A 14,175-nucleotide genomic window follows, 5' to 3' on the forward strand; every position below is an offset into this window, starting at 1 on the left:
CGCTGGGCTGCGCAGCAGCCCTGAACCCAGGCGCTGCGGTCTGCCTGATAAAAAGCGGCGGTCTTATTGGGGCTGCTGCGCAGCCCAGCGGGACAAGCCCCCTCGACACGGGGGGCTTTCCTGGATCGGTTACCAGAAGTGCTGGGGTAACTCAGGTGTCTTGCTTGTTTTCCAGTACTTTGCCGGTCTTGGCGTCGAGCTTCACGTCCCATTTCTTGCCAGTGGTGTCGGTCAGGTCCACTTCGTAGACCAGGGTACCGGCTTCGTTGTCCAGCTCAGTGTCGTTGATGGTCGCGCCGGCGTGTTGGGCCAGGGCGGCGGCATTCAGTTTTTCAAATGGCATCACGGCACCCGATTGCAGCAGGCTTGGAATCTGGTCCGGGCGAACATCGGCCTGGGCCAAACCAGCAGTCAGGGTCAGGGCAGCAGCGGCGAACAAAGCGGTCAGGTTTTTCATGGTGGTGTCCTTTGGGGTGAGCTGTTTAAGTGGGATCAGATTAACCCGCGCAACTTAATTCACCCTTAATTGTGTAGGACGTTTGCGTTGTTTGTTCAATCGCCCCGCGCCGGGAAATTTCATGCTGGTGTCTCAACTTCAGGAGACACACATGAAACAGATACTGGCTTGGCTGTATGCACCCGTGTTCTGGGTGGGGTTTATAGGTGGGGGGCTTTGGTTGGTCACGGTTGGCGCGTCGCAGTGGTTGCTGGCGGTGTTTGCGCTGGCCATCGGCGTGTCGTTCATTGCCGAGCTGTGCTTGCCCTACGAGCCTCAGTGGAACCGCGCGCTGGGCGACCGACGCCGGGATGTCCTCCATGCATTGGTCAATGAAAGCCTGAATGCCCTGGGGTTGCTGGCATTGCCGCTGCTTACGGCCTGGCTGGCGATCGAGGGCGCCTGGCCGCGCGCCTGGCCACTGTGGGCGCAATTGCTGCTGGCCATCGTGATTGCCGATGCGGGCATCACGCTGATGCATTACGCCAGTCACCGCATCGCCGCACTCTGGCGTTTGCACGCGGTGCACCACAGCGTGCAGCGGCTCTATGGGTTCAATGGCTTGATGAAGCACCCCTTGCACCAGATGCTTGAGGCTACGGCGGGTTTGCTGCCGCTGATTCTGCTGGGCATTCCAGTGGAGGTGGCGATGTTGCTGGCGCTGGCCATTGCGGTGCAGTTGCTGTTGCAGCACTCCAATGTCGATATGCGCCTGGGGCCGCTGCGCTGGGTGTTTGCCTGGGCGCCGGTGCATCGCTTTCACCACATGAAGTACGGGCGCGCGGGGGATGTGAATTTCGGTTTGTTTTTCAACCTGTGGGACTGGCTGTTGGGGACTGCGTTTTACACCGAGGACTATCGAATGGGCGAGGGCGACCTGGGGATTGGTAGCCGTCCGGATTTCCCGGTGGATTATCTTGGGCAACTGCGTGACCCCTTTACGGCGACCCAGTTGAGTAAAGAACCGCCTGTCCCAAGTGCTCTCCAAATGTAGGCGTGAGCTGTCTGGTTTGATGCGGTGCTCTCGAGTTCTTCGCGAGCGCTCCTACAGGGGGAGGAGGTGTACCCGCAGATGGCGTAACGAGGCCCCGGCGGTCACGCCAAACAGTTGCTTCATGGTCCGGGAAAAGTGCGCCGAGTCGGCAAACCCCGCGCCATGGGCGGCTTGTGTCAACGTGTGGCCGTTCAGGGCCAGGTCCAGGGCCAGGCGCAAGCGTCGCCACATCACCAGGCGCCGCACCGGCACGCCGAGTTGGCTGACGAACAGGCGTTCCAACTGGCTCAACGACAGGTGCGCCGCTTCTGCCAACGCTTGCGCCGAGACCTTGCCGTTCAACTGTTGATCAAGGGTGTGCAGTGCGCGCTGCACCCGCTCATCGTCAGCCTGGCGACGTGGCAGTTGGCGCAAAGACTGCTCAAGGCGTTCGGGGGAAAACTCGGCCGTCTCCAGGGTTTTTTGCAACGAATCGAGGTCGAATGCCCCGGGTTCCACATAAGCCATCAACACAGTGCCGGGGGCGTGGACGATGGCATGGGGCTGGCGAGAGGGGATGAACAGGCGATAGGCCGTTTGCAGGTGCCCATCAAGGCTGACGGTGACGGGACTTTCCGAGGACAGGATAAATTGATGGGCGTAATGAGCGTGGGGCGCAGTGCGCCCCGTCTCACCGAGGATCAGGCCGTAGTCACGGCCCAGCCACAGTTGCCCTGACCACTCGTTCACTCAGTAACCGTTGTCCTGCAGCAGGTCCTGCACGCTGGACGACGGCCAGCGCTTGTAGAACTTCAGCAGTTCGGCGGCGCGGTTGGTGAAGATGCCATCGACCCCGGCGCTCATGACCTTCTCGAAATCCACCGGTTCATCGACGGTATAGACGTGTACCAGCAAGCCTTTGTCGTGGGTCAGCTGGTTCATCTCGGGCTTGACCAGGTCCGAATAGCTCTGGTCGCCGAGGTTCGTCAGTTGTGCGGACGGGCCGGTGCCAATCGCCCCGAGGCTCTTGGCTTCATCGACCCACTTCTCGAATTCGGCAGCGTCCTTGGGTTCCTGCTTGGCATAGTAGGCCGCCTTGGTCGGCTCGCCGGATTCGGCGAAGGTCACCTTGGACTTGGGCTCGATGCTGCCTTCACCCACCCACAGCAGCAGGATTTTCGGGGTGTTGGGCATTTCTTTCTGCAGTTCCTTGAGGCTGGCGGTTTCGAAGGTCTGCAGCACCACGCGGCCCTTGCCCTGGCCGACGCCCGTGTTGCTCTTGCCCAGCTTGGAGCCCACGGAACTGAGCCAGCCCTTGTCCAGCAGCTTGTCTTTCAGATCGGCTTCGATCCCCGGAAACTGCTTGGGCTCCTTGGTTTCGATGTACAGGCCGGGTTTGTGCTGGGGGTTGCCTTCGGCGATCTTGATGATTTCGTCCAGGCTGAGGATTTTCAAACCGACAAAGCCCGGGCGCGCACGATCCGGGTAGGCGGCGTTGAACCAACTGCCGGCATCCAGGGTTTGCAGTTCTTTCCAGGTGAACTCGTTGGCCGGGCTGTCTTTGCGCTCAGGGAACTTGGTGGCCACGTCGGTGGTGCGTTGCAGATTGTTGTCATGCAAGGCGAACAGGACGCCGTCCTTGCTGCGTTGCAGATCCAGTTCCAGGTAGTCGGCACCCAGGTCGCGGGCAAGCTTGTAGGCGGCGGCCGTGGACTCCGGGGCATCGAAGGACGCACCTCGGTGGGCGATCACGGCAGGGTGGGGAATGCCATCCTTGGTCGCCAGTTCAACCGGGCTGATGGGGCTTGCAGCCTGTGCGTGGCCAAGGCCCATCATCAGAGCGAGCAACAGGGCACTCTTGGTAAACGTAGCAGGCATGTGCGAGGTCCTTTCGTGGAGGTAGCTTCAAGAAGGGTTCCTTTTTAACAATTGCATGCAAATCGCGCTATCACCAAACCGACATTAACGTGCGCATGCGCTATTTTTCTGCGCTTTTGTGCCGTGCTATGCAGTACTCTTGGTCCGAGCTTCCCCGCCAGAGGGAAACCTGTATTGCCTTACTTTTCTGCCTCGCGTGTAAACCATCGTTCACTTCCCCTGTGGGATTTTTCAGTGAGGTTTAGCATGCGCATCACTTCAGAACTCATCTGCCAGGCCGCCGACCAACTCAACGGCTTTGTCGGCCTGAACCGCAAGACCGGCCAGTACATCGTACGTTTCAGCGAAGACTCGTTCGGCATGGACGTCGCCGACGACGGCATCATCCCCACCAGCGAGTTCGTCTGGCAGCCCGCGGCCGACCAGGCCATGACCCTGTCCCGCGAGCACATCCAACTGCTGCTGGACCAGAACATCGACGACCGGATCAACATCACCGAACCGCTGCGGGTGTACATGCGCCGGGTTGAAATCCCGCAGATCAGCGCGGTGCGCAGCCTGGTCAGTTGATCACGCTCACCCCTTGTAGGCGCTGGCTTGCAGCGATGGCGCCAGCAAGAACGCCCCGGCAAGCCAGCGCCCACAGGGGGACACCGATCGCCAGTTCAACCCGGCAACTACAGGACGTTGAAGGCGTAAGCCCGCTCCACCTTGCATACCCGCGTGTGAAAGGCTGAGTACCAGGAGGCCCTACCTTGCTCGCGCACTTCGCGGTGCTCGGTGTGTTGTTTCCAGGCCAGGATGGCGGCCTCGCTGGCCCAGTAGGACACGGTAATGCCCAACCCATCTTCGCCCCTGGCCGACTCGACACCGAGAAACCCCGGTTGCTGGCGGGCCAGTTCGAGCATGCGTTCGGCGGCCTGTGCGTAGCCTGGATCGGTGTCGGTGCGCAGGGAGGTGAAGATCACGGCGTAATAGGGCGGGGCGGGTGTCTGGGCAATCATGCCGAGCGCTCCTGGCAGGCCCTGAGCCATGCCGTGACCAGTGGCACGTTGGCTCCCTTGAGTGCCGCGCGTTCTGGCTGGAACAGCGTGGCGACAAAAAACGGATGGTCCAGCAGTTCAATCGCCCGCACCTCGCCTGTGGAGTCATGGGCGCTGCCAATCAGATTGTCCTCCAGCAATGCCTGTTCGAAGTCGTGATTGACGCCATAGCGGCAACGATAAGCCTCTTGAATTTCAAGAGTGCCGTAAGCTTCGGCAATCCGTGTGAATGCCATTAGGCGTAACGGGGCGATGGTCTCGACCAGGGCGCATGCCAAGGGGGCGATCACCGCACGGGGCGCATCGGGGGCCAGTTCGCCATGTTCGGCATCGGCCCAGCCCAGCACATTGCGCGCATATTCCAGCACGGCATGTTGGAAACCGCCGCATGTGCCGAGGAAAGGACGCCGCTGTTCGCGGGCAAAACGGATCGCCCGCAAGGCACCGTCGATATCGCGATAGGGGCTGGCAGGTACGCACCAGAATCCGTCGAAGGGTTGCAGGGATTGGGCGTCGAGGAGAGTGTCAGTGGCCAGCCACTGAGCATGGATCGTCAGGCCCAGCTGTGCGCTGGCCTGTTGCAACGCAATCGGGATGGCTTGGTGTGCTGTCACTTGCGGGTCGTAGTCGCCAATCAGGGCGAGGTGCAGGGCAGTGGGGTTCATGGCTGGCGTCCAATGGCTTGTCGAGTCCTGGAGCGCACTATAGATTGGCGCTCACGCAATCAATATTGGCGTTACTCCACATGCTCAATGCAGCCACGCACTATCAACTCGACTATCCCGACCTGGCGCTGGTCCTTGCCCTGGTGCGTGGTGGCACCCTGGCCCGGGCGGCGGCCTTGCTGCGGGTGGACGTGTCCACGGTGTTTCGGGCTGTGCGGCGCCTGGAGTCGTCACTGGGCCAGATGCTGTTCGAAAAGAGCCGTACCGGTTACCTGCCGACCAGCCTGGCCACCACACTCGCCCAGCAGGCGGAACGTGCCGAGCAGGCGTTGGAAGCTGCGCGGGTTGGGGTAGAGCAGGGCGGCGAGGTGATCAGCGGCACAGTGCGCCTGACCTGCACCGACTCGGTGTTGCAGGGCCTGTTGCTGCCGGCCCTGGCCCGGTTCATGCCGGGCTATCCGGCGCTGACTCTGGAGCTGAGCACGTCCAACGACTTTGCCAACCTCAGTCGGCGCGATGCCGACATTGCCTTGCGCCTGACCCGCACACCTGCGGAGCACTTGGTGGGGCGGTGCCTAGGGACGGTGTCTTATCGCGTCTGCGCCAGCCCCGGCTATGCACAACAGCACGACATTCAGGACTTGGCCAGCCTGGCCTGGATCGCGCCGGATGACTTCCTGCCCGACCACCCCACCGTGGCTTGGCGTCGCCAGCACTTGCCCGGCGTCAGGCCCAGCTACCGCTGCAACAGCATGTTGTCCGCGACCGAGTTGGTACGTGCCGGCCTGGGCGTGGCGGCGCTGCCGGATTTTCTGTTGGGGGAAGGCCATGGGTTGCAGCCACTGGGGCCAGCACTCGCGGGGCATGATACGGCCCTGTGGTTGCTCACACGCCCGGACTGCCGGGCGCTGCGATCAGTGGTGACGTTGTTCGATGAACTGGGCCAGCACTTGCGCCACCCCTCGTAGGTGCCGGCAAGCCGGTCTCTACAACCCCACCCGGTCATTGGCAAACATACTCACTGCCCGCACGGCATCACTGGTGCCTTCGCGAATCTGCAGGATCACCGTGCCGGCCTGGTTGGCCAGGTCCACGCCTTGGGCGGCCCGGTCGCGGGTGCTGTCCATGCTGTCGATGGCCTGGCGGGTTTCGCTCTGGATCATCTCGATCATGCTCGAAATCTCCGCCGTGGAGCCGCTGGTGCGGGCGGCCAGTTGCCGGACTTCATCGGCGACCACCGCAAACCCGCGGCCCTGGTCACCTGCGCGTGCGGCTTCAATGGCGGCATTCAAGGCCAGCAGGTTGGTCTGGTCGGCAATCGCGCGAATGGTGTTGACGATGGCGGTGATCTGCTGCGAGCGCTCGCCCAACTTGGCGATCAGTCTGGATGAGCTTTCTATGTCGGTGGCAATGTCATGGATGCCGCTGGCGGTCTGCTGAATCACCTCGGCGCCTTTTTCGGCGATCTCCCGGGTCTGCAGGGAGATGTGATAGGCCTGGGTGGCGCTCTGGGCATCTTCGGCGTGTTTTTCCACCATGGCGGTGACGTCCGACGCGAACTTCACAATCTTGCACAAGCGGCCGCTGGCGTCGTAGACCGGATTGTAGTTGGCTTCCAGCCACAGCGTCTGGCCGGTGTGAGTGATGCGCTCGAACTGGCCGCTGAATAATTCACCCTGGTTCAGCCGGCGCCAGAAATCGCTGTATTCCTGGCTGTTGGCCAGCTCCGGTTTGCAGAACAGGCGATGATGTTTGCCCTGGATCTGCGACAGGCTGTAACCCAGGCGCTGGAGGAAGTTCTGGTTGGCGGTAATGATGGTGCCATCGAGGTTGAACTCGATCACCGCCATGGCCCGGTCAATCGCCTCGAGCTTGGCATTGGCTTCGCTTTCGGCCTGCATCCTGGCGCTGACGTCCAGGGCATATTTGATGACTTTCACCACTCGGCCGGCCTGATCGCGCACCGGGTTGTAGCTGGCTTCCAGCCACACCGAGTGGCCATCGGCGGCGACGCGTTCGAAGGTGCCCGACTGGAACTGGCCGTTGCGCAGTTGCGTCCATAATTGGCCGTAATCGGCGCTGCGGGCAAACGCCTGGGTGCAAAACAGGCGATGGGGTTGGCCGACGACTTGATCCGCGCGGTAGCCCATGGTCTTGAGGAAGTTGTCATTGGCGCGCAAAACGCTGCCTTGTAGATCGAACTCGATCACGGCCATGGAGCGCTCGAGAGCATCGAGCAGGCCGGCTTGTTGGCTGATCGTTTCTTGCAGGGTAGTGATGGTTTTTTTATGGGCAGTAAATAGCATGGTCGCGGGCTCAGTGATGCACAGTGCGAGAATGAATCCATGGTTGCGCTTGCTCACCGTGTAGCCCCAGGCCCACGGCAGAGGTGCTCATTGCCGGCTTCCCTTCTACCGGCAGACAGTACAGATCAGAGCTCTGAGTCTTGGCCCCCGAGGGAAGTTCTATTCAGGCGGAACGGGCCACCAGGGATTCAGCCACCGTCACCCGATTGCGCCCGGTGCCCTTGGCGGCGTACAGCGCCTTGTCCGCTGCGTTGAGCCACATATGGGCCTGGGTAAATTGCACCTGGTAGGCCGCCAGGCCAATGCTCAGGCTGACCCGCAGCTCCGGGACCTGCGGGTCGCGGTAGCGGCTGAACATTTCCCGCAGACGCTCCATCACATAGCTGGCCTGTTCCAGCGCAACGTCCGGGAGGATCACGCAGAACTCGTCGCCACCGTAGCGGCCCGCCAGGTCATTTTCCCGCACGTTGCGCTGCAATTCCTTGCTCAGTTGGCGCAGCACTCGGTCACCAACGATATGGCCATAGGCGTCGTTGATCTGCTTGAAGTGGTCGATATCGATCAGCGCAATGGTGGCCTGGGATTGTTGCTGCTGGCACTTGTGGAACTTCAGTTGCAGCAGGTCTTTCCAGGAGCCGTGATTGAGCAGGCCGGTGAGGCTGTCGGTACGGCTCAAGGCGCTCAGGGCACGCTTGTGTTCCGAAAGCTTGATGGCCAAACGATAACTGGCCATGCCGATGGCGACGGGATAGAGGATCAACATTGGCAGGCACGCATACACCTGGATCAGGCCGACGTTGGGATTGAATGAAGGGCCGAATATCAGCCAGGCCAGTGCCACGCCCACCAGTTGCGCGAGCATGCCCTGGACCATCAACCGCTTGCCGCCCGCCGCGACGTTGTGCATGGTCATCATCGCGAGGATGGTCACTGCGGTCAGTGGTGTGAATTGCGTAGCTGCGGCCCAGAACCCACCGGACAGTGAGTCATACAGCAGGTTGCGGCGCTCGGCCTGGTAGGGAAATGCCGAATGGCTCGATAACTGGTACGCCAGGTGCGGCCAGATAAATGCGTTGAGCAGCCACAACGCCCAGATCCATCCGGGCATGGCCAGCGGGTACAGGGCGGCCAGCACGCACAGGCTGCCAATGCCCAGCCCGATAATGCGCGGCCGATAAATGCGCCGGGCAAACGACAGCCCTTTGCCTCGAAGGTTTTCCATAGATCCCTGCGTCAGGTTTTTCTTTTTTTAAGGGGCGACGGCGTACGTTTACCAAAGGCCATTTACGCCAGATGAGAGGCGAATATTGTCATTGATTTACGCAGGAATAATCAGTGTCCTTCCAAGCCATTTGCGTGGAGATCCACAGGGATTAGGGCAAAAACGACCTGCTGCGTCGTATTGCGACACGGGGACTTATCGGGGGCAGGTAGCAATCTCGTAGCCGGCCAGGAACAGATCCATCGCCGATTCAATCACGTTGGCCTGGGTGGCGGCGTCCAGGGTAGGTTGGCCGAGGGTGATTTGCGGCCAGAAGGCGAACGCCTTGAGCAGGCTTTGCACCTGATGGGCGGCAAAACACGGGTCGACGGGTTTGAGTCGCCCGTCTTCCTGGGCGGCACGTACCCACAAAGTGAACCCCTCTTCGCGCTCGCTCAGGCGATTGACGATGTCCTGTGCGCGTTCCGGGGAATGGATGGTCGCGGCAATCGCCACCCGGGCCAGATCGAGGAAGTTGGCGTCCGACATCATTTTCATCTTTGCTTGCAGCAACACGCGCAATTGGTCGCGCAGGGGTTGTTGGCTGCAGTAATTGACATCCAGTTGCGCCACGCTGCTGGCCCACAGCTTATGCAGGATCTCGGTGAACAACTCCTCTTTGCTGGGGAAGTGGTTGTACACCGTACGCTTGGATACGCCGGCGGTGGCGGCGATTTTGTCCATGCTAGTGACCTCGAAGCCGTTGTCGCGAAACTCGGCGATGGCCGCTGCCACGATGGCTTCGCGTTTGCGGTCGGTGAGGCGTTGAGGTGCAGTCATGGGGCTTTTCGGCTCTGGGAAGAAAATTACACTCGGTAGTTTACTTGGTCCGGGTTTTGTTGCAATCTTGAAACTACACTGTGCAGTGTAGTTGTTGATCTGCATCAGCAGAACGTACCGGAGTCACTCTGTAATGGCCACGATTTCTAACCGCCTCGACACCCCCTCGGCAGCGCTCAAACCATCCGAGCAGCAGCAAGGTCACTTCAACAATCATGCGCCGGTCAACCGAGCTGGCTTTGGCAAGACCCTGAAGATTTTCTGGAAAATGCTTTTTCACAAGCCTCGCAGTACGCGGCCAGTGGGGGAGATTCCGGTGCAGCGCCTGACGCGCGAGCAACTGCTCAGTGCCCCGGATCACAGTGTGTACCGCTTGGGGCACTCCACCGTACTGCTGAAAATGCGCGGCAAGTTCTGGCTGACCGATCCGGTGTTCGCCGAGCGTGCTTCGCCTTTCAGTTGGGCGGGGCCCAAGCGCTTTCACCAGCCGCCCATCAGCCTTGAGGATCTGCCGCCGATTGAGGCGGTGATCCTGTCGCACAACCATTACGACCATCTGGACCGCCACGCCGTCGTGCAGTTGGCCGCCAAGACCCGCTATTTTCTCGCGCCACTGGGCGTCGGCGACACCTTGATCAAATGGGGCGTTGCGCAAGACAAGGTGCGGCAGCTGGATTGGTGGCAGGCCACTGAAGTGGATGGCATCCGTTTTGTCGCCACCCCAGCCCAGCACTTTTCCGGACGTGGTCTGTTTGATGGCAACCAGACACTTTGGGCATCGTGGGTAATGATCGAGGGTACCCGGCGCATCTTTTTCAGTGGCGACACCGGTTATTTCGATGGCTTCAAGCGTATTGGCGAGCAGTACGGGCCTTTTGACCTGACGCTGATGGAGACGGGTGCCTACAACGTAGACTGGCCCCATGTGCATATGCAGCCTGAACAAACCTTGCAGGCCCATATCGATCTGAAGGGGCGTTGGTTGCTGCCGATCCACAACGGCACCTTTGATCTGGCATTCCATGCCTGGCATGAGCCGTTTGACCGCATCATGGCCTTGGCGTGGGAGCGTAATGTTGCGATTACCACGCCAGCCATGGGGCAGGCTTTCATGCTGGCTGCACCTGAGCGCGGCCATGCCTGGTGGCTGGATGTCGAGGCCCAGGCGGCGCAACCGCTGGTGAGTTGACGGGGTTTGCAATGCGCTGTCGGTGAAAGGGCTTTCAAGGTGTTTCCGCCTTGAGAACCGACTGGAAAAGGATGCGATGATCTCGGGAAAGTCATTTCCTGGGAGTGGGCTTGATGGAGGAAAAATGTAGGAAGATCTTGGCGCCAGGTGCTTCCTGTTCTGGGGGAGTACCGTCGATGCTCAACATCCTGGACACAGCACCTTGTGCACTGAACCCCTCGCCTGGAACGACGGACAATAAGGCGCCGCCTCGGGGTGGCATTGAGTTCCAGCCTGCGGCAACGCCTGTTGTCCAGGGCCCCAGGTTCGATATTCCGGGGCCGATGATGAAGACCGTGCGTGATCCGTCGTTATCACTCTTGGCCCTGAGTGGCTTCGATCCCGTGGGCCCGGTTATGGTGGAAGTCCCGCCCGTCATGGAAAACAATGCCGCGAAATCAGCTCCTGCCCTGGCCGATTGGCGTATCGGTTATGCCGACGAATACCTGCGCAACAATGCACGTGAAATGGTGGAGCACTCCAGCGTATTTCTCCAGGCCTTGGAGGTGTTACGGGCCGCCGGTGCTGAAGTGGTGCCAGTGCTGGCGCTGCTACCGGATTCCACTGCACATTTCACCTTGGCGTCCAGCAACGAGATCGATGAGCGGGTGAGCGAGCATCGCCTCGACGCGCTGGTGTCCGATGGCCAAAGCCCGGCTTTCCATGGCTTCTGCAAAACCGGATACCCAGGCGTGTGCCAGATATTCCACGACGATCTGCATGGCACAAAGGTCGTGCTCTGGTTCTACGGTGCCCGCTGGGCACGGGAATCACTGTCGGCCTTGATACGGGTTTATCAACAGGCGATGCAGACACGTGCTGACATACCCGGCAGGTGAACCTGCTGCGTGGCCAGTGAGCCTATGCGCCGTTGGGATGCGGCGTGTTCGACGATGTTGCGCCCAGCAGCCGCGCAATAAGGCTGCGGCGGCCCGGTTCGGCACCAGCCTGTGACGCTTGGGAGCGGCGTCCACTCATGCCCCACCCCGGCGCAAACCCCGGGAAAAACACCAGGCCTTCGTGCTCCAGGCGAAACGCCAGGGCGATGCGGATGGCGTCATCCACCTCATGATGGCTTTCAAAGCGTTGTATGGCGTCCACCCCAACCCCGGCGTGCCGGGCCAGGTCTTCCCGGCTCCAGCCCAGCAAAGCGCGTGCTTGCACACTGTGCCGTGGGGTGAACTGATGAAGGACGATTTGCTGATCTACGGTGGTGCTCACTGCCAGAGAGGACATGGGGTTTCTCCAGGATGCCGACGGGGGAGGACAAACTATACTGTGTTTTTGTACAGTTGTTTTGACCGTTCATCAACTGGTTCACTTCCCCCGTGGCCGGCCCTTGATTGGCGGGCGCTTCAGGTCATTTCTCCTCCAGACCCGGTGCCTCGCGGATAAGCAGGTGGTCCAGGTTCTGGATATCGGCACTGAACACCCCGAATGTCTGCTCGGGGTTTTTCTTGCTCGGCACCTGTTTCAACTCCGGCGTCACGCCATAAAAGAAGCAATACAAGGGGCGCTCACTGTCTACGGCGGCCTTGATCTGCTCCAGGAACGCCTTGCGCTTGCGGTAGTTCTCGATCAGCTTCTTGTTCAGGTACACGTTGACGGAGTAGGGCTTCTTGTCGAGCCACACCTTCTTTTCGAAGTCGATGCGAAAGCTGCTGGTGTAGTCCTTGATCGCCTTGATCCGGCCCCAGTAGATCAAGCCTTTGTTGTCCTGCAGGTATTCGATTTTCTTGAAAAACGCCCAATAGGTCGCGGTCTGCTCAGCGATCTTCAACGGCATGCCCTTGAGCTTGTCCTTGTTGTCGATGTTGGACACGTAGCATTCGACCGGGTGTGCGAAAACGCTGGTCTTGTCCGGGGTGGTTTCGCTGGCACTGTGGGAAGTATTGGAGATTCTCGAGGGCTCTTTCGCCGGCGCCTGCGGGATAACGTCTGTGGCGCCTTGGATGGCTGCCTTGCGTTCGTACTGACGCCGAGTCAGCACGAACTCCGATGGAAAGTTTTCCTCGCGCCCATCCTCGGTTTCTCCTGCCGTGGCTTTGTGACTGGCATAGCGGCAGCCCTCGATATGCCGGGTGCTGGGCAGGTTCTTGAAATGCGGGGTGCGCAGGTAGTTGACGTTCTTGCCATTGAACGTGCCCAGTACATTGCCCGCCGCAAACGCCGCACGGCAGTCATCGTTGGGGCACAGGAAGCTGTCCTTGTCGGAATCGAAGGCGGCGGTTTCGTCGAAATTCAGGTCGCGCACGTCATAGATCGACAGCTTTTCATCCAGGCTCAGGCAATAGGCTGTGTCGAACTTCATCGCAGGCGGATCCGTAGGAAGGTGCGCTATTAATAGCGGGATCGCGGCGGTACTTCAAACATCCATAGGCACTCCACTGTGTAGGGGCGTGCCTACCCCTACAAGAGAGCGCCTGCGATTACCGGGCTTTCAGCTTCGGCTTGCCACGGCGCTTGGCCGAATGAAAATGCCGCCAATGGGCATCCTGCGCCGCTGCCAGCAACTCGCGATCGCCGCGCGTGTCACCCCAGGCCCTGAGCCGATACTCAGCCAAGTCGCCATAAATCGCCTCGAGGCGCAGCACCTTGTTCTCACAGCGGCAGTTGTTGCCCGTAAGGCGCCCACTCAACACCCCATCGACCACCTCAAGCTCGGTGCCGATCAGCTTGATCCCCAGCCGATCAGCAAAAGGCTGCAACACGATTGCCGGCGACGCCGAGCACAGCGTCACCTCGGCGCCGGAGCCAATCTCGTCGGCCACCGACTGCAGGCCGGCAGGGCGCATCAGCTTGTTCCAGGAGGCCTTGCAGTACTCCTCGGCTTTCTGCTGGACCCAAGCCTTGTCCACACCGGTCATAAAGGTGCGAATCAACTGGGCCTTGAGCTCATCGCGGCTCATCTGGCGCAATAGGAAGCGCACGCCAGGCAGTGCGAGCTTGAGCATCCTGCGGTTGAATTCCTGCTTGCCGAAAGCAAACTTGAGGAACGGCACAAAACTGTCGTGGCGGGTCAGGGTGCCGTCGAAGTCGAAGACTGAAAGTACCTTGGCGCCCACTGGGCCGGCTTCTAGCATGTCTGGGTTCACGGGGTGGCCTCGGTCCTATCTACTATTTTTTTGGAATGCATACGCTGTGACCGCAGGAGTCTACTCGGATATCAATCTATCGATTTTCGAGTAAAACCCTGTGGTGAATTCATCCCGATCAGTCGACCGGTAACAACGCTGATGGCAATTGGGACACAAGGCTACAGCATTGGAGATGGGATCCGAACCCTTCCGGGCCAGGTGCTTGAGGTGGTGTACTTCAAGAAATGGCAAACCGCCCACTGTTGATGCGCCGTGACCGGCCCCCATAAAAAAAAGCCCTGGGTGCGACCCCAGGGCTTTTTCATGTCGCGACTATGCGCCGATCAATCCCAGCTCAACGCCCCGCCAGTCTGATACTCGATCACGCGGGTCTCGAAGAAGTTCTTCTCTTTCTTCAAGTCCATGATCTCGCTCATCCACGGGAACGGGTTGGTGGTGCCTGGGTAT

At 60.2% G+C, this 14,175-nt stretch carries 16 protein-coding genes and 2 pseudogenes; 5 read left to right on the top strand and 13 right to left on the bottom strand.

Annotated features, from left to right (window positions below; genetic code table 11):
- Positions 1–151 precede the first annotated feature (151 nt).
- Entirely contained in the window at positions 152–457 is a 306-nt protein-coding gene (locus tag FIV38_RS12655; protein ID WP_029294393.1) for a PepSY domain-containing protein, read from the bottom strand.
- Positions 458–608: 151 nt separating this feature from the next.
- Between FIV38_RS12655 and FIV38_RS12660 the strand changes: the two genes are divergently transcribed.
- Positions 609–1,490 (top strand): sterol desaturase family protein, encoded by an 882-nt coding sequence (locus FIV38_RS12660; RefSeq protein WP_092237681.1) that lies wholly within the window; start codon positions 609–611, stop codon positions 1,488–1,490.
- A gap of 51 nt (positions 1,491–1,541) precedes the next feature.
- Here FIV38_RS12660 and FIV38_RS12665 read toward each other — a convergent pair whose 3' ends face one another.
- On the bottom strand, positions 1,542–2,219 hold the full coding sequence (locus tag FIV38_RS12665) for a helix-turn-helix domain-containing protein (RefSeq protein WP_092237678.1): 678 nt from the start codon (positions 2,217–2,219) through the stop codon (positions 1,542–1,544).
- Positions 2,220–3,347: a glycerophosphodiester phosphodiesterase gene (locus FIV38_RS12670; protein ID WP_029294398.1), complete on the bottom strand. Its 1,128-nt coding sequence runs from the start codon at positions 3,345–3,347 to the stop codon at positions 2,220–2,222.
- Between the two features lie 246 nt (positions 3,348–3,593).
- Between FIV38_RS12670 and FIV38_RS12675 the strand changes: the two genes are divergently transcribed.
- Complete coding sequence (locus FIV38_RS12675; protein WP_029294400.1) at positions 3,594–3,917, top strand: DUF2025 family protein; 324 nt, start codon at positions 3,594–3,596, stop codon at positions 3,915–3,917.
- Between the two features lie 107 nt (positions 3,918–4,024).
- Here FIV38_RS12675 and FIV38_RS12680 read toward each other — a convergent pair whose 3' ends face one another.
- The gene (locus FIV38_RS12680) at positions 4,025–4,351 is read right to left on the bottom strand and encodes an antibiotic biosynthesis monooxygenase family protein (RefSeq protein ID WP_092237675.1); all 327 of its coding nucleotides are present in this window, start codon (positions 4,349–4,351) and stop codon (positions 4,025–4,027) included.
- A complete protein-coding gene (locus tag FIV38_RS12685) occupies positions 4,348–5,055 on the bottom strand; it encodes a CTP synthase C-terminal region-related (seleno)protein (RefSeq protein WP_070996368.1) in 708 nt (235 codons plus the stop codon). Before FIV38_RS12685 ends, FIV38_RS12680 begins: the two co-directional genes overlap by 4 nt.
- Before the next feature lie 80 nt (positions 5,056–5,135).
- Between FIV38_RS12685 and FIV38_RS12690 the strand changes: the two genes are divergently transcribed.
- A complete protein-coding gene (locus FIV38_RS12690) occupies positions 5,136–6,023 on the top strand; it encodes a LysR family transcriptional regulator (protein ID WP_092237672.1) in 888 nt (295 codons plus the stop codon).
- Between the two features lie 18 nt (positions 6,024–6,041).
- Here FIV38_RS12690 and FIV38_RS30705 read toward each other — a convergent pair whose 3' ends face one another.
- From FIV38_RS30705 to FIV38_RS12705, 3 genes are all read right to left on the bottom strand, one after another.
- Complete coding sequence (locus FIV38_RS30705; protein WP_092238433.1) at positions 6,042–7,361, bottom strand: methyl-accepting chemotaxis protein; 1,320 nt, start codon at positions 7,359–7,361, stop codon at positions 6,042–6,044.
- Positions 7,362–7,524: 163 nt separating this feature from the next.
- On the bottom strand, positions 7,525–8,583 hold the full coding sequence (locus FIV38_RS12700; protein ID WP_029294409.1) for a diguanylate cyclase: 1,059 nt from the start codon (positions 8,581–8,583) through the stop codon (positions 7,525–7,527).
- Positions 8,584–8,778: 195 nt separating this feature from the next.
- The gene (locus tag FIV38_RS12705) at positions 8,779–9,402 is read right to left on the bottom strand and encodes a TetR/AcrR family transcriptional regulator (protein ID WP_029294411.1); all 624 of its coding nucleotides are present in this window, start codon (positions 9,400–9,402) and stop codon (positions 8,779–8,781) included.
- A 133-nt stretch (positions 9,403–9,535) separates the two neighbouring features.
- On the opposite strand from FIV38_RS12705, the gene FIV38_RS12710 reads away from it, so the two are divergent.
- Both FIV38_RS12710 and FIV38_RS12715 read left to right on the top strand, forming a co-directional pair.
- Complete coding sequence (locus FIV38_RS12710; protein WP_092237669.1) at positions 9,536–10,591, top strand: MBL fold metallo-hydrolase; 1,056 nt, start codon at positions 9,536–9,538, stop codon at positions 10,589–10,591.
- Between the two features lie 176 nt (positions 10,592–10,767).
- Positions 10,768–11,469: an amidase family protein gene (locus tag FIV38_RS12715; protein WP_139273586.1), complete on the top strand. Its 702-nt coding sequence runs from the start codon at positions 10,768–10,770 to the stop codon at positions 11,467–11,469.
- Between the two features lie 22 nt (positions 11,470–11,491).
- Here the strand turns inward: FIV38_RS12715 and FIV38_RS12720 are convergent, their stop codons facing one another.
- The 5 genes and pseudogenes from FIV38_RS12720 to FIV38_RS30100 form a co-directional block, all read right to left on the bottom strand.
- Positions 11,492–11,866 (bottom strand): helix-turn-helix domain-containing protein, encoded by a 375-nt coding sequence (locus FIV38_RS12720; RefSeq protein ID WP_029294417.1) that lies wholly within the window; start codon positions 11,864–11,866, stop codon positions 11,492–11,494.
- Positions 11,867–11,990: 124 nt separating this feature from the next.
- On the bottom strand, positions 11,991–12,941 hold the full coding sequence (locus tag FIV38_RS12725) for a hypothetical protein (protein ID WP_029294419.1): 951 nt from the start codon (positions 12,939–12,941) through the stop codon (positions 11,991–11,993).
- A gap of 118 nt (positions 12,942–13,059) precedes the next feature.
- Entirely contained in the window at positions 13,060–13,713 is a 654-nt protein-coding gene (locus FIV38_RS12730) for an HAD-IB family hydrolase (protein ID WP_029294421.1), read from the bottom strand.
- A gap of 72 nt (positions 13,714–13,785) precedes the next feature.
- Positions 13,786–13,962, bottom strand: a pseudogene (locus tag FIV38_RS12735) (HNH endonuclease); the annotation flags it as partial.
- 89 nt (positions 13,963–14,051) lie between these two features.
- Positions 14,052–14,175, bottom strand: a pseudogene (locus FIV38_RS30100) (ribonucleotide-diphosphate reductase subunit beta); the annotation flags it as partial.

It is taken from the genome of Pseudomonas proteolytica (assembly GCF_007858275.1).
In the GTDB taxonomy this organism is placed as follows: domain Bacteria; phylum Pseudomonadota; class Gammaproteobacteria; order Pseudomonadales; family Pseudomonadaceae; genus Aquipseudomonas; species Aquipseudomonas proteolytica.